This window comes from Streptomyces sp. NPDC056835 (assembly GCF_042789485.1).
Lineage (GTDB): Bacteria > Actinomycetota > Actinomycetes > Streptomycetales > Streptomycetaceae > Streptomyces.
Map to the genome: position 1 here is coordinate 61,695 of NZ_JBHUBB010000009.1, position 17,618 is coordinate 79,312.

Sequence of the window (17,618 nt, forward strand, 5' to 3'; positions counted from 1 at the left end):
CGGGTGAGTTCGTGGACGCGGGGCTGTCGCGGGCACCCGCGCACTGCCTTAATCCGGTGTTGTGATCAAGAACCTCGTGTGGCGCGGCCTTCCCGCGCTCGCCCTCGCGGCCCTGCCCATCCTGGCCGCCGTTCCCGCCGCTGACGCTGTGGAGAGCGGCCGCACCGTCCGGAGCGCTGGGCCCCAGGAGTCCCTGCGGAGCGATTCCCACTTCTACCCGCCCGCCACCCTCGGCAAGAACCAGGCGTGGACTTCCGGCAACGGCCGTACCATCCTGCGTGTCCAGAGCGACGGCAACGTCGTCCTCTACAAGGACAACCGTCCCGCCTGGCAGGCCCCGAACGTCTACCCCAACGCCGACCGCCTCGTCATGCAGGAAGACGGCAACCTCGTCGTCTACAACAGGGCCGGCAAGGCCCTCTGGGCCGCCGGAACCTGGCGCAAGGGCCGGTACCTCGCCGTCCAGGACGACGGCAACGTCGTCGTCTACAACAACGCCAACCAGCCCGTCTGGGCCACCAACACCGGCGACTGACCGACCTTCCCATGCGCTGAGCCCGCCGCCGTGAGGTGGCGGGCTCTCGTGGGCCCCGGTCACGGTACGCGGGGCCCGTGAACGCGCCGCTTCCCTGTTCGGTACCAATTAGGTACCGTAGGGGTATGCCGTCACTCAACATCAGCTTCACCGACGACGAGCTGGAGGCGGTCCGCGCCGCCGCCGCCGCCGAGGGCAAGTCGCTCAAGCAGTACGTTCACGACCTGCCCCTCCGTGAGCAGCAGCGTCTCCAGTTCGTCCGCTACGCCGTCAGCTGGGGCGAACAGCACCGGGGCGAGTTCGACGAGGCCTTCGCCAACGAGGTCCCACCAGCGCGCCACGACAGGCGGGCGGAAGCCGCCTGATGCCGGTGCTGTACATCGACGTGGCCTGGCTCCTGGACGTACAGGAACAGGCCGTTCCGGAAGATGTCTCGGTGGCCGACTACTCGGCGCTGGTCGCCGCTGTGGCCCGGCACAAGACCCGCATCCCGCGCCCGGCGACCAGCGAACCCGATGTGGCCTGGCGCGCGGCGGCCCTCATCCACACCCTGGTGCGCCTGGAGCCCCTGCCGTACCGCAACAGCCTGTACGCCTGCCAGGTCGCCGCCGCGTATATGCACGCGTCCGGCGAGGGGATCGATCCGCCGTACGGGGCTCTCGTCGAACTCGTACGGGCGATCCAGTCGGGAAAGGCCAGTGTGTACCAGGCGGCGGACCAGATCCGCGGCTGGCGCATCTGAGGCGCGCGAGCCTCTTCGGGGAGGTCTCCGCTCAGGTTCCCTGCGGCTGACGCCCGGGAGCCGGAGCGGGAGACGGGCCCGGTACGGCGGCCGGTCTGGGCGCGGTGACCGGAGCCCGCGCGGGTGCCGGGGCCCGGTCGACGCGTTCCAGCAGTGTGCTCACCGCGCCCAGCACCAGCGTGGTCACCTCGGTGGAATCCGCCGTCGACAGCGGTTCCTTGGGTGCCACCACCCGCAGCAGACCGATGCCCAGCAGCCAGGCCAGCACGAGATCCGCGCGCAGCGCCGCGTCCGGGCGGGCGGTCAGTGTACGCAGCACCCGTGCGTACTCCTCGCCCAGCTGCTCGCGCACCGCCGAGACCACCCCGCCGTTGCCCCCCGACCGCAGGAACGCCTCCAGGGACGGGTCCCGGTCGGCGGCGGGCGCGAGGAGATCACGCAGTACCGTGGCGAGCAGGTGCTCCGCGGGCGTGGTGGCCAGCTGTTCCCGCCCCACCCCCGCCATGACCTCCTCGAAAAGCGCCTCCTTCGAGCCGAAGTAGCGGAAGACCAGCGCTTGGTTCGCCTCGGCCAGGCCGGCGATGTCCCGCACCGTGGTGCTGTCGAAACCGCGCTCGGCGAAGAGAGTGGTGGCCGCGTCGAGCAGCGCCTGTCTCGTCTCCGCGGCATTGCGCCGTCTCTCGGGACCCTGGTGGGCCATATCGCACCTCCCCTACTCCGTGCACCGGACACGGTAATGCCCGGGGCGGGCCGATCCACCGGCCGCGAGGGCCCGGTTGACGGGACAGGACGCCCCTCCTACCGTTTGTAATCGAGCGCTTACATTCTGCGGCTCGCGCAGGGCCGACCCGTGCGCGGAACGAGCCGCGTCAACGACTCGCGATCGGGGCTCTTCGATGACCGATATACAGGACGCGCCCACCGAACCCGTCGGCTACCCCTTCAACCGGACCGACGGGATCGCGCTGTCCGAGGCGTACGCCCACGCCCGTGACCTCCCGGGGCTGCTGAAGGTCAAACTGCCGTACGGGGAGCCGGCCTGGCTCGCCACCCGCTACGCCGATGCCCGGCTCGTGCTGGGCGACCGCCGGTTCAGCCGCGCGGAGGAGGAGCGGCACGACGCTCCCCGCCAGTGGGCGGAGCAGCGCGACGGCGGCATCCTCGCCATGGACCCGCCGGACCACTCCCGGCTGCGCACCCTGGTGGCCAAGGCGTTCACCGTCCACCGTGTCGAGAAGATGCGGCCCGACATCAGCCGGCTCGCCGACGGGCTCGTGGACGATCTGATCGCCGCCGGGCCGCCCGTGGATCTTGTCGAGGACTTCGCGCTGCCGATCCCGGTCGCCGTGATCTGCCAGTTGCTCGGTGTGCCGGTGGAGGACCGCCCGCTGTTCCGCGAGTGGAGCGACGCCGCGCTGTCCACCAGCGGACTGACCGCCGAGGAGTTCACGACCAAGCGCGAGGAGCTGCGTGCGTACATGGCCGGTCTGATCGCCCGGCACCGGGAGGAGCCCGCCGACGATCTCATGTCCGGGCTGATCGAGGCGCGTGATGTCGACGACCGGCTCTCCGAGCCGGAACTCGTCGATCTGTGTGTCGGCATTCTGATCGCCGGCCACGAGACCACGGCGACCCAGATCCCGAACTTCGTCTACGCGCTGCTCGAACACCCGGAACAGCTGCGGCGGTTGAGCGCGGAGCCCGCGCTGATCCCGGGAGCCGTCGAGGAGTTGCTGCGGTTCGTACCGCTCGGCGCGGGCGCGGCGTTCCCCCGTTACGCCACCGAGGACGTCGAGGTCGGCGGCACGCTCGTCCACGCGGGGGAGCCGGTGCTCGTCGCGGTGGGAGCGGCCAACCGGGACGCGCTCAGGTTCAGTTCACCGGGCGTGCTGGACATCGAGCGCGAGGGCAACCAGCATCTGGGCTTCGGACATGGTGTCCACCACTGTCTCGGCGCGCCACTGGCCAGGGTGGAACTCCAGGAGGCGCTGCGCGCGCTGCTGACCCGGCTGCCCGGTCTGCGGCTGGCGGGCGACATCGTCTGGAAGCGGCAGATGATCGTCCGTGGCCCGCGCACGATGCCGATCGGGTGGTGACCGATGGCCTGGCAACTCCATGTCGACGGAGAACGCTGTATGGGGTCGGGCATGTGCGCGGGGATGGCGCCCGACCACTTCACCCTGGAGGACGACCGGGCGCGGCCCCTCGCCGGGAGCGTCGAGCCCCATGAGGCCGTGCTGGACGCGGCCGACTCGTGCCCGGCGATGGCGATCACCGTCGTGGACGGAAAACGCGAGATCGCCCCGCGCCCCTGACATGCCCTTCCGTCCCTGACACGCCCTTCCGGCCGTGATTCGGCCACCTCGTCCCCCGATGCGAGGCGGCCGAACCCAACACCGGAATTAGATCGCCTCACTCGGACGGATGACAGGCCCGGTCACTGGTCACGGTGCCCGAACTCCCCGGTGGGGTGTGCACGACGCACAGAGCGGCGCGCGGGTGGTGCGTCGTGCGCGGTCGGGAGGACGGCTCTCTGGTCACGGTGCACGGTCGGGGGCGAGCGGGATCTCGCCCAGCAGACCGAAGGCGTACACGAGATCGTGGACGCCGGAACCGGTCGTCAGCAGATCCCGGTTGAGCAGGCGCTCCGCGGTACGCAGATGCGCCGCGACGGTGGTACGGCTGCTGCCGAGGCTCCGAGCGGTTCGCTGCGCGTCGGTGTTCGTCTCGATCCAGGTACGCAGTGTGGTCCGTACCCGGCGATGGTCGGCGCCGCCGAGGGGTTCGAGGAAACCCTCGGCCCACGCGGCGGCCGCCCGGGTGTGGAACAGAGCTTCGGCGCCGGGGACGGCCGGGCCCCCGTCGACGGGTTCGGCGTCCTGATGCAGGCTGGTGATGGCGAGGGCCAGCGCGACGGTAGCGCGGGAACGGACCTCCCGGAGGTCGACACCGAGTGCGTCCTCGGCGCGTTTGAGATGGGCCGTGACGGTGTTGCGGCTGATGCCCAGCAGACCGGCCACACCGGATCGCGGGAAGTGCATCGCCAGCCGGGTCGTTTCGAGGGCGAGCGCGGGCAGCGAGCGCAGCGGCCGGAGAAAGGAATGGGCCCAGCCGACGGCCGCGTCGCGCGGGAGCAGTCGTTCCAGCGGCTCCTGGCCCCGGTAACCGGCCACCCTGCCGGGGGTGTTGCCCGCCACCGCGAGGGCGTGCTTGGCCTGTTCGTACGCCTCGGCCGTCGCGTGGAGCGGATGCGCGCCGCTGATGCCCAGCGCGTAACACGGAGTTTCCCCGACCAGCTCGCGCAGGGCCGCGCCCAGACCGCCGGGACCGCCTGGTCCGCCCAGCGCGTCAGGACACCGCCCTTCGTCGCCCCGCGGTCCGTCGTCCTCGGCGATCAGGCAGATCAGATGCTCGTCATAGACGGGGCAGCGCACCATCAGACCCCGGCCGTGGTAGCCCGAGGAGTCCTGGTAGGCCCGCGCGAGCCGGTCCCGGTCCTCCGGCGGGCAGCGCAGCAGATGGACCCGGATCAGGTCGCAGTCCAGCAGCGCGGGTACGGCCCCGGTCGTCATCCGGCGGGCCAGCACCGGATCCCCGGCCATGAGCGCCATGAAGAGGGCCACCCGCAGTTGGTGCGCCTTCTCCTGGTATCCGTGGAACGCCGTGTCGGCCGCGCGGGCGCGGTGCAGGATGCTGATGACGCTTCCGGTGTGCGACGCGAGGGACGAGGCCCGGGGGCTCAGCCCGGCGGGCCCCGCGAGCACCAGCACCCGGCGAGGTGACTCGGTCCCGACCGCCTCCAGCCGTAGGTGCACCGCCCCGATCTCCGTGGCGGCCGAGGCCATCCGGCCGGTGACCAGCCGGGTGAGCATCGGCCCGAGCGGCCCGAGGACCTCCTCGGGGAAGCGCGCGGTGGACAGCTCCATCGCGCCCGCGCCGTCGATGAGAGCGATCTCCGTGCCCAGCTGGCGGTGGAGCCAGTCGACCACGCCTCGCATCCCGGCGTCCGGCCGCCACGCCAACTGCCCGACCACATAAAGGAATTCATCGAGCCGGCCGTCGGGCGCCCGTCTCCCCGGGTCCCCTTCCATCAGTTGCTTCCCTCCGAGTCCGTACGGGACGAGTGCCCCTCCCGGCAACGTCCAGTCTAAGGCGCGTCGCCCCAGGGTGCGTTGCACCGAGGAGGGGCGTCGACGTCCCGCTCGGCGCTCCGGCCGGACGCTTCCGCATCCCCACCGGGCGTGCCGGACTCGGCACAGGCTGTGCCACGGGGGTGGGCGGGAGCATGACCGGCAAGGCAGCGGGCCCCTCCGGGCCGGGAACGGACCGGCGTTCCGCTCTAAGCGGTCCCCGGCCTCAACTGTGAGGCCCGCCACCGAGTTGCCATGACACCCCGACCCGACCCGACCCGACGCCCTCCGTTCGTGGCCGTATCGGCGGTGACTCCGTCGGCTCGCTCAGCCGGTGAAGTGATGCCTCCCGGAACCGGCGGCGAACACGGCGCAGCCGTCCTCCCGGCGCAGGAACGTGGCGGTCTTGTGCCGTACGTCCGACCCGCCCTTCCCGGTCGCACCGGTCGCCGTGCCGCCCTCGGGGATCCACACCTCGGCGGTGGTGTTGGCGGGCAGGGAGACGGTGAGCCGGAAGCCGTCGGAGTCCGTCGTCCAGTGTGTGGTGACCGGGCCGTAGAGCGAGTCGTAGCGCCCCTCGGCCTCCGTCACCCCGCCACCGGGCCGCGGCCGTACGACGATCTTCCGGAACCCCGGGCCACCCGGGGCGATACCGACGATGTTCGCGTACATCCACTCGCCCACCGAGCCGTACGCGTAGTGGTTGAAGGAGTTCATCCCGGCGTCCTGGAAACCGCCGTCCGGCCTGATGGAGTCCCACCGCTCCCACATCGTCGTGGCGCCCTGGTCGATCTGGTAGCCCCAACTGGGGAACGTCCGCCGTGTCAGCAGCCGGTAGGCGACATCGTTGTGACCGGTGGCGGTGAGGACCGGCAGCAGCCGCGGGGTGCCCAGGAAGCCCGTCGACAGATGCCAGTCCTTGGCCCTGATGAGCTCGACGAGCCGGTCGGCGGCGCGCCCGCGGTCGGTGTCGGCCAGCAGGTCCATGGACAGGGCCAGGACGTACGCGGTCTGCGTGTCGCCCTTCACCCGTCCGCCCGCGGAGACATAGGCCGCGCGGAAGGCGTCGCGTACGGCGCGGAACAGGGCGGCGTACGGCGCCGGGTCCTTGCCCAGGACCTCGGCGACCCTGGCGACGAGGTCGGCGCTGTGCGCGAAGTAGGCCGTGCCGATGACGTCCTTGGGTGTCTCGTCCTGGATGTTGAGCCAGTCGCCGAACCCGTCGGCGGGACGCAGATAGCCGCTGCTGTGCGCCTCCAGATAGTCGAGCCACTTCAGCATGGAGGTCCACGACTGCTCCAGCACCCGGACGTCCCCGTACGCCTGGTAGAGCGCCCAGGGCACGGTGACCCCGGCGTCTCCCCAGCCGGCGGCGCCGCTGCCGACCCCGGCGATATCCGGGGCGACATGGGTGAGGGCGCCGTCGTCCTCCTGCGCGTCCCGCAGATCCCACAGCCACTTGGTGAGGAAGCGCGCCGATTCCATGGTGTACGCGGCGGTGGGCGCGAAGACATTGATGTCGCCGGTCCAGCCGAGCCGTTCGTCACGGGCGGGCGTGTCGGTGGGGACGGAGAGGAAGTTGCCGCGCTGGCCCCAAGTGATATTGCTGTGCAGCTGGTTGAGCATCGGGACGTTCGTTCTGAAGTCCATCGTGAACGGCGCCGACGTGTGGATGACACGCCCCACGACCGCGCCGGGCGATGGCGTCCCCGGATAGCCCGTCACCTCGACATAGCGGAAGCCGTGGAAGGTGAAGCGCGGCTCATAGGTCTCCTGGCCACCGCCCTTGAGCGTGTAGGTGTCAGTGGCGCGGGCGGTGCGCAGATTGTCCGTGTAGAGCGTGCCGTCCGGGTTGAGCACCTCGGCGTGGCGCAGCCGTACGGTGGTACCGGCCGCGCCGGAGACGGTCAGCCGGACCGCGCCGACCATGTTCTGGCCGAGATCGAAGACGAAGACGCCGGGCCGGGGTTCCGTCACCTTCTTCGCGGGCAGCTCACCCGCCACCCGTGAGGGACCGTCCACCTCCGCCACGAGCGCGGCGGTGACCTCGTCGACGGATTCGGCCGCCAACCAGCCGGTCGCGTCGAACCCGGGGCGCGTCCAGCCCTCGGTCTCCAGCCGGGCGTCGTACTCCTCGCCCGCCATCAGATCGGCGCTGGTCACGGGGCCGGTCGCAGCGCGCCAGTCGGTGCCCGACAGCACCCGCTCAGTCGTGCCGTCGGTGTACGTGACCTCCAACTGGGCGAGCAGGGCGGGCCGTTCGCCGTACTGGTGCGGGCCGAACCAGGCGATGTTCCCCGCGTACCAGCCCGCCGCGACCGTCGCCCCGAGGGCGTTGGCACCGGATCTGAGCAGCCGGGTCACGTCGTACGTCTGGTACTGGACGCGCTGGTGATAGTCGGTCCAGCCGGGCGCGAGCCGGTCCTCGCCGATCCGCTCGCCGTTGAGATACGCGTCGTACAGCCCGAGTGCCGTGGAGTAGAGCCGGGCGCGTGCGACCTTCGCCCCGCTCCGCAGCCGGAACTCGTGGCGCAGCTGCGCGGCGGGGGAGTAGGAGACCCGCACCGCGCCCCAGGGGCCCGAGCCCCACGCGGCGAGCGTCTTGGCGGCGGGCCACGCGGCGTCGTCGTAATCGGTGCTCTGCCAGTCGCCGGAGGGCTCCCGGTCGGTGGTCCGCCAACTGCCGTCGGTGGCGAAGGCGGTGGTGCCGTCCGCTGTCGTCAGCTCCAGCAGACCGAGCAGACCCGCTGGACCGGTGGTCGCGTTGGTGGCGGAGACGGCGATCACATTGGCGCCGGGGCGCAGTTGGCCGGTCACATCGACGACGACGGGGCGTTTCCAGTTCTCCGCGGGGCCGTTCGCCTCGGTGTGCGCGACACGGACGCCGTTCACCGAGGCGGTGCAGCCGTCGTCGGCGGTCATGACCAGCCGGGCGCGGGTGACGCCGGCCGGTATCTCGGCCCGGCCCCGGAACCAACGGGTCGCCGCCGGGGCGCTGCTCGCCGGATCCCCCTCGGGGAACCAGATCCAGGAGGCGCCGTCCAGTGCGGGCGCGCCGACGAGCGCGGCCGGCGCGGCGATCCAGCGTGCCGACCAGTCGGAGGCGTCGGTGAGTCCGGTCTCCCACCAGGACGGCGCGCTCCACCCCGACGCCCTGCCGTCGGCGTCCCACACCCGCACCGACCAGTGGTAGCGGGTACGTGCCTTCAACTCAGGGCCCGCGTACGGGACCAGGACCGATTGCGAGGAGGTGATCCGCCCGCTGTCCCAGACGTCGGGCGTGGCAAGACGTTCCGGAGAGGTGGCGACCCGTATCTGATACGCGCTCTGCCGCACTCCCGGCCGGTCCGACACCACGGGCCAACTCAGCCTGGGACGCGGGGTGTCGAGGCCGAGCGGCTGGCGGACGTACTCGACGGTCGGTTCGCTGACGCGCGCGCCCGCCCCGGCACTCGGCCCCGCGGCGGGGGCCATGGACCGATCGGCTCCGGCGGCCGGAACGGTCCCGGCGACAAGCGCTGTGCCCAGGGCGGTGGCGGACGTGCCGAGCAGTCGTCTTCTGCTGATCACAATGCGACTCCGTTACGACTCGAAGATGAATCGTTTCACTTTTGTGAAAGTAGGGAGACGCGTGTGGCCTGTCAAGGGTTCTGTGGCGACCTTGCCACGGCCGGGAGAATGACAAGTTCCCCCTATTGACGGGGTGGTTGGCGTTGCTCTAGCTTCCCTGGAGGATCGGTTGAATCCTTTCATGTTCCTTGTATGTGTCCACTCCACGCGATCTTGAGATGTCTCAGTGCCTAGACTCCTGGCCAAAGCTTCGATCGGGACCTGGAGTGAAGATGGCGCAGCAGGAGAATCCAGTACGGCGGATCGACACGGGCGAGGCGCATTCGGCCCGCGTCTATGACTACATCCTGGGCGGAAAAGACAACTACCCGGTCGACAAGGAAGCCGGAGACGCGATGTGCCGCGAGTGGCGGGCGCTGCCGGTGCACATGCGGGCCAACCGGGAGTTCATGCATCGCGCGGCCCGGCATCTCGCGCGGGAGGAGGGCATCCGGCAGTTCCTCGACATCGGCACGGGCCTGCCCACCTCGCCCAATGTGCACGAGGTCGTCCAAGAGGTCCGCCCCGACGCGAGCATCGTCTACGTCGACAACGACCCGATCGTGCTCGCGCACGCGCGGGCGCTGCTGACCAGTTCCCCCGAGGGCCGCACCGCCTATGTCGACGCCGATATGCGCGACCCCGACGCGATCCTCGGCTCGCCCCAGTTCCAGGAACTCCTCGATCTGCGCGAACCGGTCGGGCTGCTGATCATCGGCATCCTGCACTTCATCCTCGACACCGACGACGACCACGGTCTCGTCCGGCGCCTGCTGGACCCGCTGCCGGCGGGCAGCTTCCTGGCCATGACCATCGGCACCGCCGACTTCGCCCCGCAGGAGGTGGGCCGCGTCGCCGCCGAGTACGCACGCCGCGGTATGCCCATGCAGCTGCGTACACACGCCGAGGCCGAGGCGTTCTTCGACGGTCTGGATCTGGTCCAGCCGGGCGTCACCCAGGTCCACCACTGGCGGCCGGACGCCGACCAGGAGGACATCGACGACCGCGACATCGCCATGTACGGAGGCGTCGCCCGGAAGAACGCCTGAGTATCACCTGCCCGGTCGCCGGCCGATGCCCATGCGAACGCTGTCGCATGGGCATCGGTGTGCCAGTGCGTCAACGTGTCAACACACCATGTCCGTACGTCAGTTGATGAATACGGACGGGCTGCCGGACTGGCTCGTGTCCTTGACCGGGCCGTACTTGGCGGAGAAGTAGCTGGAGCCCGGGCAGGTGGCCGGCCCCGACGACTTGCTGAACAACTGGTTGGCGAAGGTGATGGAGTTGTCGGTGTTGGATGTGGCGCCGCTCAGCCCTGTGGAGGTGTAGACGCAGGTCGTCAGGCCGAGCAGGGTGTTCAGCTTGACGGTCGTCTGTACCGCGCCCGCCGCTCCGGCGCCCACCGTGAGCGGCCCCCCGGAGGTGACCGTCGTGTTGTAGGGCAGCCGGTCGACGGTGATGCCCTGAACCCCGGTGGTTCCCAGAATGTTCGATGTGCAGCCGCCGAAGGTGTGCGCCGTCAGCGACTCGGTGGCGGTTCCCGGCGCGGCCGGATTGCCGGTGACGGTCGCGGTGAACTGCGACGTCGTGCAGGTGATCCCGGTGGATCCGCCGGCAGTGGTACGGATCGCGACGCTCGCGCCGCCGCTGAGCGAGGAGGTGAAGACGTCCCCGACCGCGACGGCGGGGCCGGCCGCGCTGCCGTAGGTAAGGACATTGCCGGCGGCGGCCCCGATGGCGGCCGTACCGGTGGTGGACGTCGTACCGGTGGCGGAGGCCGTTGCGGTGGTGGTGAGCGCGACAGCGGCGCTGACGCCGGCGACGGCGAGAACAGTGCGCCGTAAGCCCGTGCGAGTACCCATGCGAAGTCCCTTTCGCGAGCGGTGAGGTGAAGTGAGGTGTGAGGTGTTACGTACGCGCTGTGGCGGCTCGGCCGGGCGCGTCGTCATGGCCGGCGAGGGATGCGGCCGGCTGTGGCACCCGCTCCTCACAGAGTGGCGGAGCGGCAGGACGGTGCGAGAGGGCGGTGCCCGCGGGGCAGCGCCGAGAGGGCGTGTGGGGTGAACGGTCGCGGTACGGGACCGGCGCCACGGACCCGCACCGCGCCGCGGACGAGCGCGGCACAGAAGGAAACCCAAGAGGGTTGTAAACCTGTCCCCTGCACGGAGTCAAGGCCCCGAGAGGGAAGTCGCCGATGAATGTTACCCACGGTACCCAGACGTCAGCGGCACTGCCGGGGGCGCGCACCGGGCCTCGTGCGCGATCAACACCCAATTTTCACAAGGTGGTTGACCGCGTGGATACCTGGGAGTAACTTTCCGGGTCGACTCCCATGGCCGCGCCGTCAGCCAGGGTGTGTCTTCAAAGCAGCGCCGTCCGCCCGCCGGGCGGGCGGGGCTTTGAATACATGCTCCGGTTCCGGGGAAACCCCGCCGGCGCCGGGAGCCGTCCGCGCCAGGACATCGCCGCGCAAGCTCGTTCCGGTCATCACACCATCAGGAGCAGCTCATGGCCACGTCCGAAATCACCGGCGGTGAAACGCCAGAGGAAGCCGAACGGCGGGGGAGAGTGCGGTTCCGCCGCGCCGCGCTCATGGGCGTACCGGCGGTCGCCGCGGCCGCCACCCTCGGGATCCTCACGGCGCAGGGCGCCATCGCCGCTCAGTTCGCCATCTCCGGCATGCCCTTCACGGTCACGGCCGACCGCCTGGAGGGCGAGGGCTTCGAGCAGTTCGGCGGCATGGACAACATGGCGGAGGGCAGCCCCAACGCCGGTGACACCGGAGGCCAGGTCCTGGTGGTGGTTTCCGCCATCAAGAAGGCCAAACTCACCAAGCTCTGCCAGAGCGTCGAAATCGGCGGCACCTATCTGCACATCACCGCGGGCGACAAGGGGACACCCGTGTCCGCGACCGATCTGACCACCGACTCCACGGTCCTGACGGGCAATCAGGCCGATTTCGACAACATCGAGATCGGCGGCGACGCGAGCACCTTCACCAAGGCGGGCGTCAAGGGGCCCCTCGGCGTCTTCGGCCAGCAGGCCGACACCGTCACCATCACCAATCTGCGCCAGACCAACTGGGCTACCACCGCTGCCAAGTTCCGGCTGCCCAACCTTCATCTCAACTTCAGTTCGAAGGGCTGCTGAGCGTGGCTCCCCTCGAAACGAACCCCCCGGCCGGGACCGCCGTCCCGGCCGGGGGCCGCCATCCGCTGCGTGCCTTCACCGCCTGGCGCGGACGCCGCCCCTTCTGGGGCGGGGCGCTCCTGCTGCTCGGCGGAGTGGAGATCCTGCTCACCGAACAGGCCTCGATCTCGGTTGTCCTGCAGGCGGGCGCGGGAGGTATCGCCGCCTATCTGCTTCCGCTGGTCATGGCCGTATGCGGGTTGCTGGTACTGCTGAACCCGGGGCAGCGGCTGTTCTATTCGGTCATCGGTGTGCTGGTCACCCTGGGCACCTGGGTCACGTCCAATCTGGGCGGGTTCTTCGTCGGTCTGCTGCTCGGCGTCATCGGCAGCTCGCTGGCCTTCGGCTGGCTGCCCGACCAGGAGCCGCGCCACTGGCGGCGGCGGGCTCCACGCGAGACGGTGTGACGGTGCGGACCGATGACGCGTACAGGCCGGTCCATAGGTAGGTGACGGTCACCCGGTCGTGGTCACCCGTGCGCCGGAGGGCAGCCGGGCCGTGAGCAGGGCCCGTACCCGGTTGACGGGACGAGTGCCGAGACGAGCCCGATCGGCCGGACGTGCCGCTGCCACCTGTCAGGCATCCCGGGTCGCCTTCGTTCCTGGCCGGGTGACGCCCCGTCACCAGTGTGGGGGGACAGCCGGCGCATCGGGATGTGCTGAACGGATCGTGTCCGGGCGGCGTGCCCCGGGCCACCGTCTCGATTACGCCATGTCCACGACAAGGAGCCTCGGATTGTCCCCGCCCCCAAGGGACATGGCGCGGTTCAGCCGGCTTCCTGAACGCCGGACGCGCGCTGGTCGGGGACGCCGCCGGTCGCGCCCGGGGCGCGGGCCTCGTACTGTTCCGGAAGGGCCTGCGTACGTACCCGGCGCACATAACCGTCGACGAGCCGCTGGAGCACATCGACGGTGGTGGCGATGTCGCGTTCCTCCACGCCGTGCAGGGCCCGTTGGAGACTGTCGCGGTTGGCCCGGTGGAGCTGGGTGAGCAGAGCCGTGCCCTCCGCCGTGATCACCACCCGGCGGGCGCGGCCGTCGAGCGGATCGGGTGTGCGTTCGACGAGCCGCTGGGCCTGCAACCGGGCGATCTGACGGGTGACATGGGAGGGCTCGACCATGAGCCGGTCGGCGAGATCGCCGACCCTGCTGCCGCCTTCGCTCTTGTCGAGGGCCAGCAGCAGATACACGTCCGAGCGGCGCGCGGTGACGCCTGCCTGCGAGATCTGCTGGTCGTGCGCCTGGGAGCGGGTGAGCAGATACGACAGCAGAGCCAGCATCTTCTCCAATGCGGCTGTGGGTTCCGGGGCGGTGTCGGCGTCCGGCATGGAGGAACTGTAACGGCATCACCGCGCAAGGGGGCGCAGTCGGCGGCGGTCGGCATTCGGCCAATGTGGAACCCGCTCCTCTGCCCCCTTCCTTCAGTACGTACAGGCGCGTTAGCGTGACCGAGAGTTAATTGCTTTTGTTAGGCAATTCGCTCGCCCGGTCTCCCTGGAAGTCCATCCGCACCCTGTGCGAAGGAGAACCCCCCATGACCGTCACCGACCACCCCCCGCTCCTCACCGCCCCCGCCTCCCGGGGCGGTTGTCCCTTCGCCCCGCCTCCCTCGTACGAACAGGCACGCGAGGAAGCCCCCGTGACCCGGGTGACGCTCTGGGACGGCTCCCAGTGCTGGCTGATCACCCGTCACGAAGACGTCCGCGCGGTCCTCGGCGACCCGCGGTTCAGCGCCGAGGCGACCCGCCCCGGCTACCCCTTCCTCACCCCCGCACGCAAGAAGGTGGCCGAGGGCGAGTCGAGCTTCATCCGGATGGACGACCCGGACCACGCCCGGCTGCGCCGGATGCTCACCGCCGACTTCATGGTCAAGAAGATCGAGGCGATGCGCCCGGAGATCCAGCGCCTCACCGACGATCTGCTGGACCGGATGACCGCCTCCCGGTCGGCGGCCGACCTGGTCACGGAGTTCGCGCTGCCGCTGCCGTCCCTGGTGATCTGCCGGCTGCTCGGGGTGCCCTACGAGGACCACGACTACTTCCAGGCACGCAGCCGCGTCCTGCTGCACAACGATTCGACGGAGGCCGAGGTCCTGGTCGCCAGGGACGAACTGGTCGAGTATCTGACCACGCTGGCGAAGTCCAAGGAGCAGGCGCCGGACGACGGCATCATCAGCCGGCTGATGGCCCGGGGCGAGCTCACCATGCCCCAGACGGCGGCCATGGGGCTGCTGCTGCTGGTCGCCGGTCATGAGACGACCGCGAACATGACCGCGCTGTCCGTGCTCGCCCTGCTGCGCGAACCGGACCAGTGGACCCGGCTCCAGGAAGACCCCTCCCTGGTGAAGGGGGCGGTCGAGGAACTGCTGCGCTATCTGACCATCGTGCACAACGGGGTCACCAGGGCAGCCACCGAGGATGTCACCGTCGGCGGCCGTACGATCCGCGCGGGCGAGGGCGTGATCTGCACGCTCAACACCGCCAACCGTGACGCGGATGTCTTCCCGTCCGGCGGGGACCTCGATGTGACCCGGGACGCCCGCCGCCATGTCGCCTTCGGCTTCGGCGTGCATCAGTGCCTGGGCCAGCCGCTGGCCCGGGTGGAGCTCCAGATAGCGCTGGAGACCATCATCCGCCGGCTGCCCGACCTGCGGCTCGACGTGCCGTTCGAGGACATCCGCTTCCGTGCCGACATGGGCGTGTACGGGGTGTACGCGCTTCCGGTGGCCTGGTGACCACCGGAGCGGAGAGGGAGAACATGGAAGTTCAGCTCGACCAGGACAAGTGCTGCGGAGCGGGACAGTGCGTCATCGCCGCCCCTGAAGTGTTCGACCAGCGGGACGAGGACGGCATAGCATTCGTACTCGACGCGCGGCCGCCGGTCGTGCTGCACGAGCAGGTACGCGAGGCCGCGCTCATCTGTCCGGCCGCCGCGATCCGACTGGAGCCATAGTGAGCGGAGCGGGAGTGAGCGAAGTCCGGCATGTGACCGTCGTGGGCGCCTCGGCGGCGGGTATGTCCACCGCCGAGGGGCTGCGCCGGGCCGGCTTCGAGGGGCGTATCACCCTCATCGGTGAGGAGGTCCATCTCCCCTACGACAGACCGCCGTTGTCGAAGCAGCTGCTGTCCGGCGCCTGGGAGCCCGAGCGGCTGCGGCTGCGCGGCGAGGACGTACTGAAGGACCTCCGGCTCGATCTGCGGCTCGGTGTCCGGGCGACGTCCCTGGACACGGCGGGGCGCGAGGTCGTCCTGGCCGACGGTGAACGGATCGGCTACGACGCCCTCGTGGTGGCGACGGGCGCCGCCGCCCGGCGGCTGCCCGGTACGGAAGGCATCGCCGGGGTGCATGTGCTGCGCACCCTGGAGGACGCCCTCGGGCTGCGGGACGATCTGCGCGGCAGGCCGCGGCTCGTCATCGTCGGGGCGGGCTTCGTCGGCTGCGAGGCCGCCGCGGTGGCCCGTGAACTGGGCAGCGAGGTCACCATGGTCAGCGATGTCCCGATGCCGCTGTCCGACGTACTCGGTCCGGAACTGGGCACGATGCTCTCCGAGGTGCACCGCGACCACGGAGTACGGCTGGAGACAGGCGTGCTCGTCGAGGGGATCAGCTCCGAGGGCGGCCGGGTCACCGGGGTACGGCTGGCCGACGGCCGTACGCTCCCCGCGGACGCGGTACTGGTCGGGATCGGGGCCAGGCCCAGCACAGCCTGGCTGGAAGGGAGCGGGCTTCCGGTCGGCGACGGAGTGGAGTGCGATCCCACCCTGTACGCCGGGTCGGGGGTCTGGGCGGCCGGCGATGTCGCCTGCTGGCTGCACCCGCGCACCGGCGCCCCGACCAGGATCGAGCACCGCACGAACGCCGCCGAACAGGGCCTGGCCGTCGCCAGGAACATCCTCGCCGGGCCCGGTGACGCCGTTCCGTTCGCTCCCGTTCCGTATGTCTGGTCCGATCAGTACGACCTGAAGGTGCAGATCTTCGGCCGTACACGGGACGCCGACCGGATGCGCGTCGTCGAGGGCGCGGTCGCGGACCGCAAGCTCATCGCCCTCTACGGGCGCGACGGCCGGGTGAGCGGCGCGGTCTCCGTCAACATGGCGCGGGCGGCCCGTCCGTACCGCGCGCTGGTGGCCGAGGGTGCCGACTGGGAGACCGCGGTCGGCGCGCGCACGGAGCTGGTGACATAGCGGCAGTCACTCTCGTGTGAGCGGGTCCGGCCGGTCGGCCGGACCCGCTCTTCGTGAGGGTGGGTGTCGAAGCGCTTCGATCCGACTATGGACAGGTCATAGACATGCCATCTAGTCTCGAAGGCGGATCTGTCGAAGCGCTTCACGCCTCAACCGGCCTGCCTGGAGAGCTGAATGGTCACCCTTGCCGATGTCGCTCAGCATGCCGGAGTGTCCGCCAGCACGGTGAGTTATGTCCTCAGCGGCAAGCGGTCCATCTCGGCCTCCACCCGGGAGCGGGTCGAGCGCAGCATCGAACAGCTCGGCTACCACCCCAACGCCGGTGCCCGCGCGCTGGCCAGCAGCCGGTCGAACATCATCGCGCTCATGGTGCCGCTGCGCACGGACATGTACGTACCGGTGATGATGGAGATCGCCATCGCGGTCGCCACCACGGCCCGTACCTTCGGCTACGACGTGCTGCTGCTGACCGGCGAGGAGGGGCCGGCGGCGGTACGCCGGATCGAGGGGAGCGCCCTCGCCGACGCGATGATCCTGATGGATGTGGAGCTGCACGACGACCGGCTGCCGCTGCTGCGGGAGGCGCGGCGCCCCTCGGTACTCATCGGACTGCCCGCCGACACCACCGGACTCAGCTGTGTGGACCTCGATTTCGCCGCGGCCGGCGCCGTGTGCGCGGAGCATCTGGCGGGGCTCGGCCACCGCGAGATAGCGGTCATCGGCGAGGCCCCGGGAGTGTACGAACGCCTCACCGGCTTCGCCGAACGTACGCTGAGCGGTCTGCGTGAGCGCAGCGGAGAACTGGGGCTGCGGCTGCTGCACCGGCCCTGCGAGGGCAGTTACGCGGCCGTCTCCGCCACTGTCGGCCGGATCTTCGACGAACGTCCAGGTACCACCGCGTTCATCGTCCAGAACGAGGCCGCCACCGACCCGCTGCTGGCCCTGCTGCGCCAGCAGCGGCGCGCCGTACCGGAGGACATCTCGGTTGTCGCCATCTGCCCCGATCAGGTCGCCGTCCATGCCTCCGTCCCCCTCACCTCGGTCGCCGTCCCGGCACAGGAGATGGGACGGCACGCGGTCGAGCAGGTGGTCGCGAAGCTCGCGGGCCGGGGCGCGGACGAAGTCGTGCTGCTGCGGCCCGAGTTGACCGTACGGGAGAGCGCGGGTCCCCGGGCCGTCGCCGGGAACCCGCTGCCCCGGTCGAGCTGATGTGGCGTCAGCCGCCCG

The 17,618-nt window shown here is 70.4% G+C and carries 17 protein-coding genes; 12 read left to right on the forward strand and 5 right to left on the reverse strand.

Annotation, left to right across the window (positions count from 1 at the left end):
- The first annotated feature begins 61 nt into the window (after positions 1–61).
- The 3 genes from ACFRMN_RS12420 to ACFRMN_RS12430 all read left to right on the forward strand — a co-directional run bounded on the left by ACFRMN_RS12420 (position 62) and on the right by ACFRMN_RS12430 (position 1,277).
- Positions 62–535, forward strand: a complete 474-nt coding sequence (locus ACFRMN_RS12420) for a hypothetical protein (protein ID WP_383017402.1) — start codon at positions 62–64, stop codon at positions 533–535.
- Between the two features lie 125 nt (positions 536–660).
- Positions 661–900: a hypothetical protein gene (locus ACFRMN_RS12425; protein WP_249953645.1), complete on the forward strand. Its 240-nt coding sequence runs from the start codon at positions 661–663 to the stop codon at positions 898–900.
- Positions 900–1,277, forward strand: a complete 378-nt coding sequence (locus ACFRMN_RS12430; protein ID WP_249953644.1) for a toxin Doc — start codon at positions 900–902, stop codon at positions 1,275–1,277. The genes ACFRMN_RS12425 and ACFRMN_RS12430 overlap by 1 nt, the downstream gene beginning before the upstream one ends.
- 31 nt (positions 1,278–1,308) lie before the next feature.
- Here ACFRMN_RS12430 and ACFRMN_RS12435 read toward each other — a convergent pair whose 3' ends face one another.
- Entirely contained in the window at positions 1,309–1,977 is a 669-nt protein-coding gene (locus ACFRMN_RS12435) for a TetR/AcrR family transcriptional regulator (protein ID WP_383017406.1), read from the reverse strand.
- 196 nt (positions 1,978–2,173) lie between these two features.
- On the opposite strand from ACFRMN_RS12435, the gene ACFRMN_RS12440 reads away from it, so the two are divergent.
- The gene (locus tag ACFRMN_RS12440) at positions 2,174–3,373 is read left to right on the forward strand and encodes a cytochrome P450 (protein ID WP_383017409.1); all 1,200 of its coding nucleotides are present in this window, start codon (positions 2,174–2,176) and stop codon (positions 3,371–3,373) included.
- Positions 3,374–3,376: 3 nt separating this feature from the next.
- Positions 3,377–3,592 carry a ferredoxin gene (locus tag ACFRMN_RS12445; protein ID WP_383017412.1) on the forward strand — a complete coding sequence of 72 codons (216 nt, stop codon included), beginning with the start codon at positions 3,377–3,379 and terminating at the stop codon, positions 3,590–3,592.
- Between the two features lie 222 nt (positions 3,593–3,814).
- On the opposite strand, the gene ACFRMN_RS12450 is transcribed toward ACFRMN_RS12445, so the two are convergent.
- Positions 3,815–5,368: a helix-turn-helix domain-containing protein gene (locus ACFRMN_RS12450; RefSeq protein WP_383017415.1), complete on the reverse strand. Its 1,554-nt coding sequence runs from the start codon at positions 5,366–5,368 to the stop codon at positions 3,815–3,817.
- A gap of 366 nt (positions 5,369–5,734) precedes the next feature.
- Positions 5,735–8,977 (reverse strand): alpha-L-rhamnosidase, encoded by a 3,243-nt coding sequence (locus ACFRMN_RS12455; protein WP_383017417.1) that lies wholly within the window; start codon positions 8,975–8,977, stop codon positions 5,735–5,737.
- Between the two features lie 272 nt (positions 8,978–9,249).
- On the opposite strand from ACFRMN_RS12455, the gene ACFRMN_RS12460 reads away from it, so the two are divergent.
- A complete protein-coding gene (locus ACFRMN_RS12460) occupies positions 9,250–10,065 on the forward strand; it encodes an SAM-dependent methyltransferase (RefSeq protein WP_383017419.1) in 816 nt (271 codons plus the stop codon).
- Between the two features lie 99 nt (positions 10,066–10,164).
- Here ACFRMN_RS12460 and ACFRMN_RS12465 read toward each other — a convergent pair whose 3' ends face one another.
- Positions 10,165–10,881, reverse strand: a complete 717-nt coding sequence (locus ACFRMN_RS12465; protein WP_383017422.1) for a Tat pathway signal sequence domain protein — start codon at positions 10,879–10,881, stop codon at positions 10,165–10,167.
- A gap of 646 nt (positions 10,882–11,527) precedes the next feature.
- Here ACFRMN_RS12465 and ACFRMN_RS12470 point away from each other — a divergent pair.
- Together ACFRMN_RS12470 and ACFRMN_RS12475 are read left to right on the forward strand one after the other, a co-directional pair.
- On the forward strand, positions 11,528–12,169 hold the full coding sequence (locus tag ACFRMN_RS12470; protein WP_383017425.1) for a DUF6230 family protein: 642 nt from the start codon (positions 11,528–11,530) through the stop codon (positions 12,167–12,169).
- Positions 12,170–12,171: 2 nt separating this feature from the next.
- On the forward strand, positions 12,172–12,615 hold the full coding sequence (locus ACFRMN_RS12475) for a DUF6114 domain-containing protein (RefSeq protein ID WP_383017428.1): 444 nt from the start codon (positions 12,172–12,174) through the stop codon (positions 12,613–12,615).
- A 359-nt stretch (positions 12,616–12,974) separates the two neighbouring features.
- On the opposite strand, the gene ACFRMN_RS12480 is transcribed toward ACFRMN_RS12475, so the two are convergent.
- Positions 12,975–13,535, reverse strand: coding sequence for a MarR family winged helix-turn-helix transcriptional regulator (locus ACFRMN_RS12480; RefSeq protein WP_383017431.1), 561 nt, complete (start codon positions 13,533–13,535; stop codon positions 12,975–12,977).
- A 206-nt stretch (positions 13,536–13,741) separates the two neighbouring features.
- Between ACFRMN_RS12480 and ACFRMN_RS12485 the strand changes: the two genes are divergently transcribed.
- The 4 genes from ACFRMN_RS12485 to ACFRMN_RS12500 all read left to right on the forward strand — a co-directional run bounded on the left by ACFRMN_RS12485 (position 13,742) and on the right by ACFRMN_RS12500 (position 17,600).
- Positions 13,742–14,941: a cytochrome P450 gene (locus ACFRMN_RS12485; protein ID WP_383017434.1), complete on the forward strand. Its 1,200-nt coding sequence runs from the start codon at positions 13,742–13,744 to the stop codon at positions 14,939–14,941.
- A 23-nt stretch (positions 14,942–14,964) separates the two neighbouring features.
- Positions 14,965–15,159, forward strand: a complete 195-nt coding sequence (locus tag ACFRMN_RS12490) for a ferredoxin (protein ID WP_383017846.1) — start codon at positions 14,965–14,967, stop codon at positions 15,157–15,159.
- 14 nt (positions 15,160–15,173) lie between these two features.
- On the forward strand, positions 15,174–16,391 hold the full coding sequence (locus tag ACFRMN_RS12495) for an NAD(P)/FAD-dependent oxidoreductase (RefSeq protein WP_383017437.1): 1,218 nt from the start codon (positions 15,174–15,176) through the stop codon (positions 16,389–16,391).
- A 174-nt stretch (positions 16,392–16,565) separates the two neighbouring features.
- The gene (locus ACFRMN_RS12500; protein WP_383017440.1) at positions 16,566–17,600 is read left to right on the forward strand and encodes a LacI family DNA-binding transcriptional regulator; all 1,035 of its coding nucleotides are present in this window, start codon (positions 16,566–16,568) and stop codon (positions 17,598–17,600) included.
- Positions 17,601–17,618 lie beyond the last annotated feature (18 nt).

Coding starts and splice junctions, on each gene's coding strand:
- ACFRMN_RS12425 (WP_249953645.1), top strand. CDS start 661: ATGCCGTCACTCAACATCAGCTTCACCGACGACGAGCTGGAGGCGGTC.
- ACFRMN_RS12430 (WP_249953644.1), top strand. CDS start 900: ATGCCGGTGCTGTACATCGACGTGGCCTGGCTCCTGGACGTACAGGAA.
- ACFRMN_RS12435 (WP_383017406.1), bottom strand. CDS start 1,977: ATGGCCCACCAGGGTCCCGAGAGACGGCGCAATGCCGCGGAGACGAGA.
- ACFRMN_RS12440 (WP_383017409.1), top strand. CDS start 2,174: ATGACCGATATACAGGACGCGCCCACCGAACCCGTCGGCTACCCCTTC.
- ACFRMN_RS12445 (WP_383017412.1), top strand. CDS start 3,377: ATGGCCTGGCAACTCCATGTCGACGGAGAACGCTGTATGGGGTCGGGC.
- ACFRMN_RS12450 (WP_383017415.1), bottom strand. CDS start 5,368: ATGGAAGGGGACCCGGGGAGACGGGCGCCCGACGGCCGGCTCGATGAA.
- ACFRMN_RS12460 (WP_383017419.1), top strand. CDS start 9,250: ATGGCGCAGCAGGAGAATCCAGTACGGCGGATCGACACGGGCGAGGCG.
- ACFRMN_RS12465 (WP_383017422.1), bottom strand. CDS start 10,881: ATGGGTACTCGCACGGGCTTACGGCGCACTGTTCTCGCCGTCGCCGGC.
- ACFRMN_RS12470 (WP_383017425.1), top strand. CDS start 11,528: ATGGCCACGTCCGAAATCACCGGCGGTGAAACGCCAGAGGAAGCCGAA.
- ACFRMN_RS12480 (WP_383017431.1), bottom strand. CDS start 13,535: ATGCCGGACGCCGACACCGCCCCGGAACCCACAGCCGCATTGGAGAAG.
- ACFRMN_RS12485 (WP_383017434.1), top strand. CDS start 13,742: ATGACCGTCACCGACCACCCCCCGCTCCTCACCGCCCCCGCCTCCCGG.
- ACFRMN_RS12490 (WP_383017846.1), top strand. CDS start 14,965: ATGGAAGTTCAGCTCGACCAGGACAAGTGCTGCGGAGCGGGACAGTGC.
- ACFRMN_RS12500 (WP_383017440.1), top strand. CDS start 16,566: ATGGTCACCCTTGCCGATGTCGCTCAGCATGCCGGAGTGTCCGCCAGC.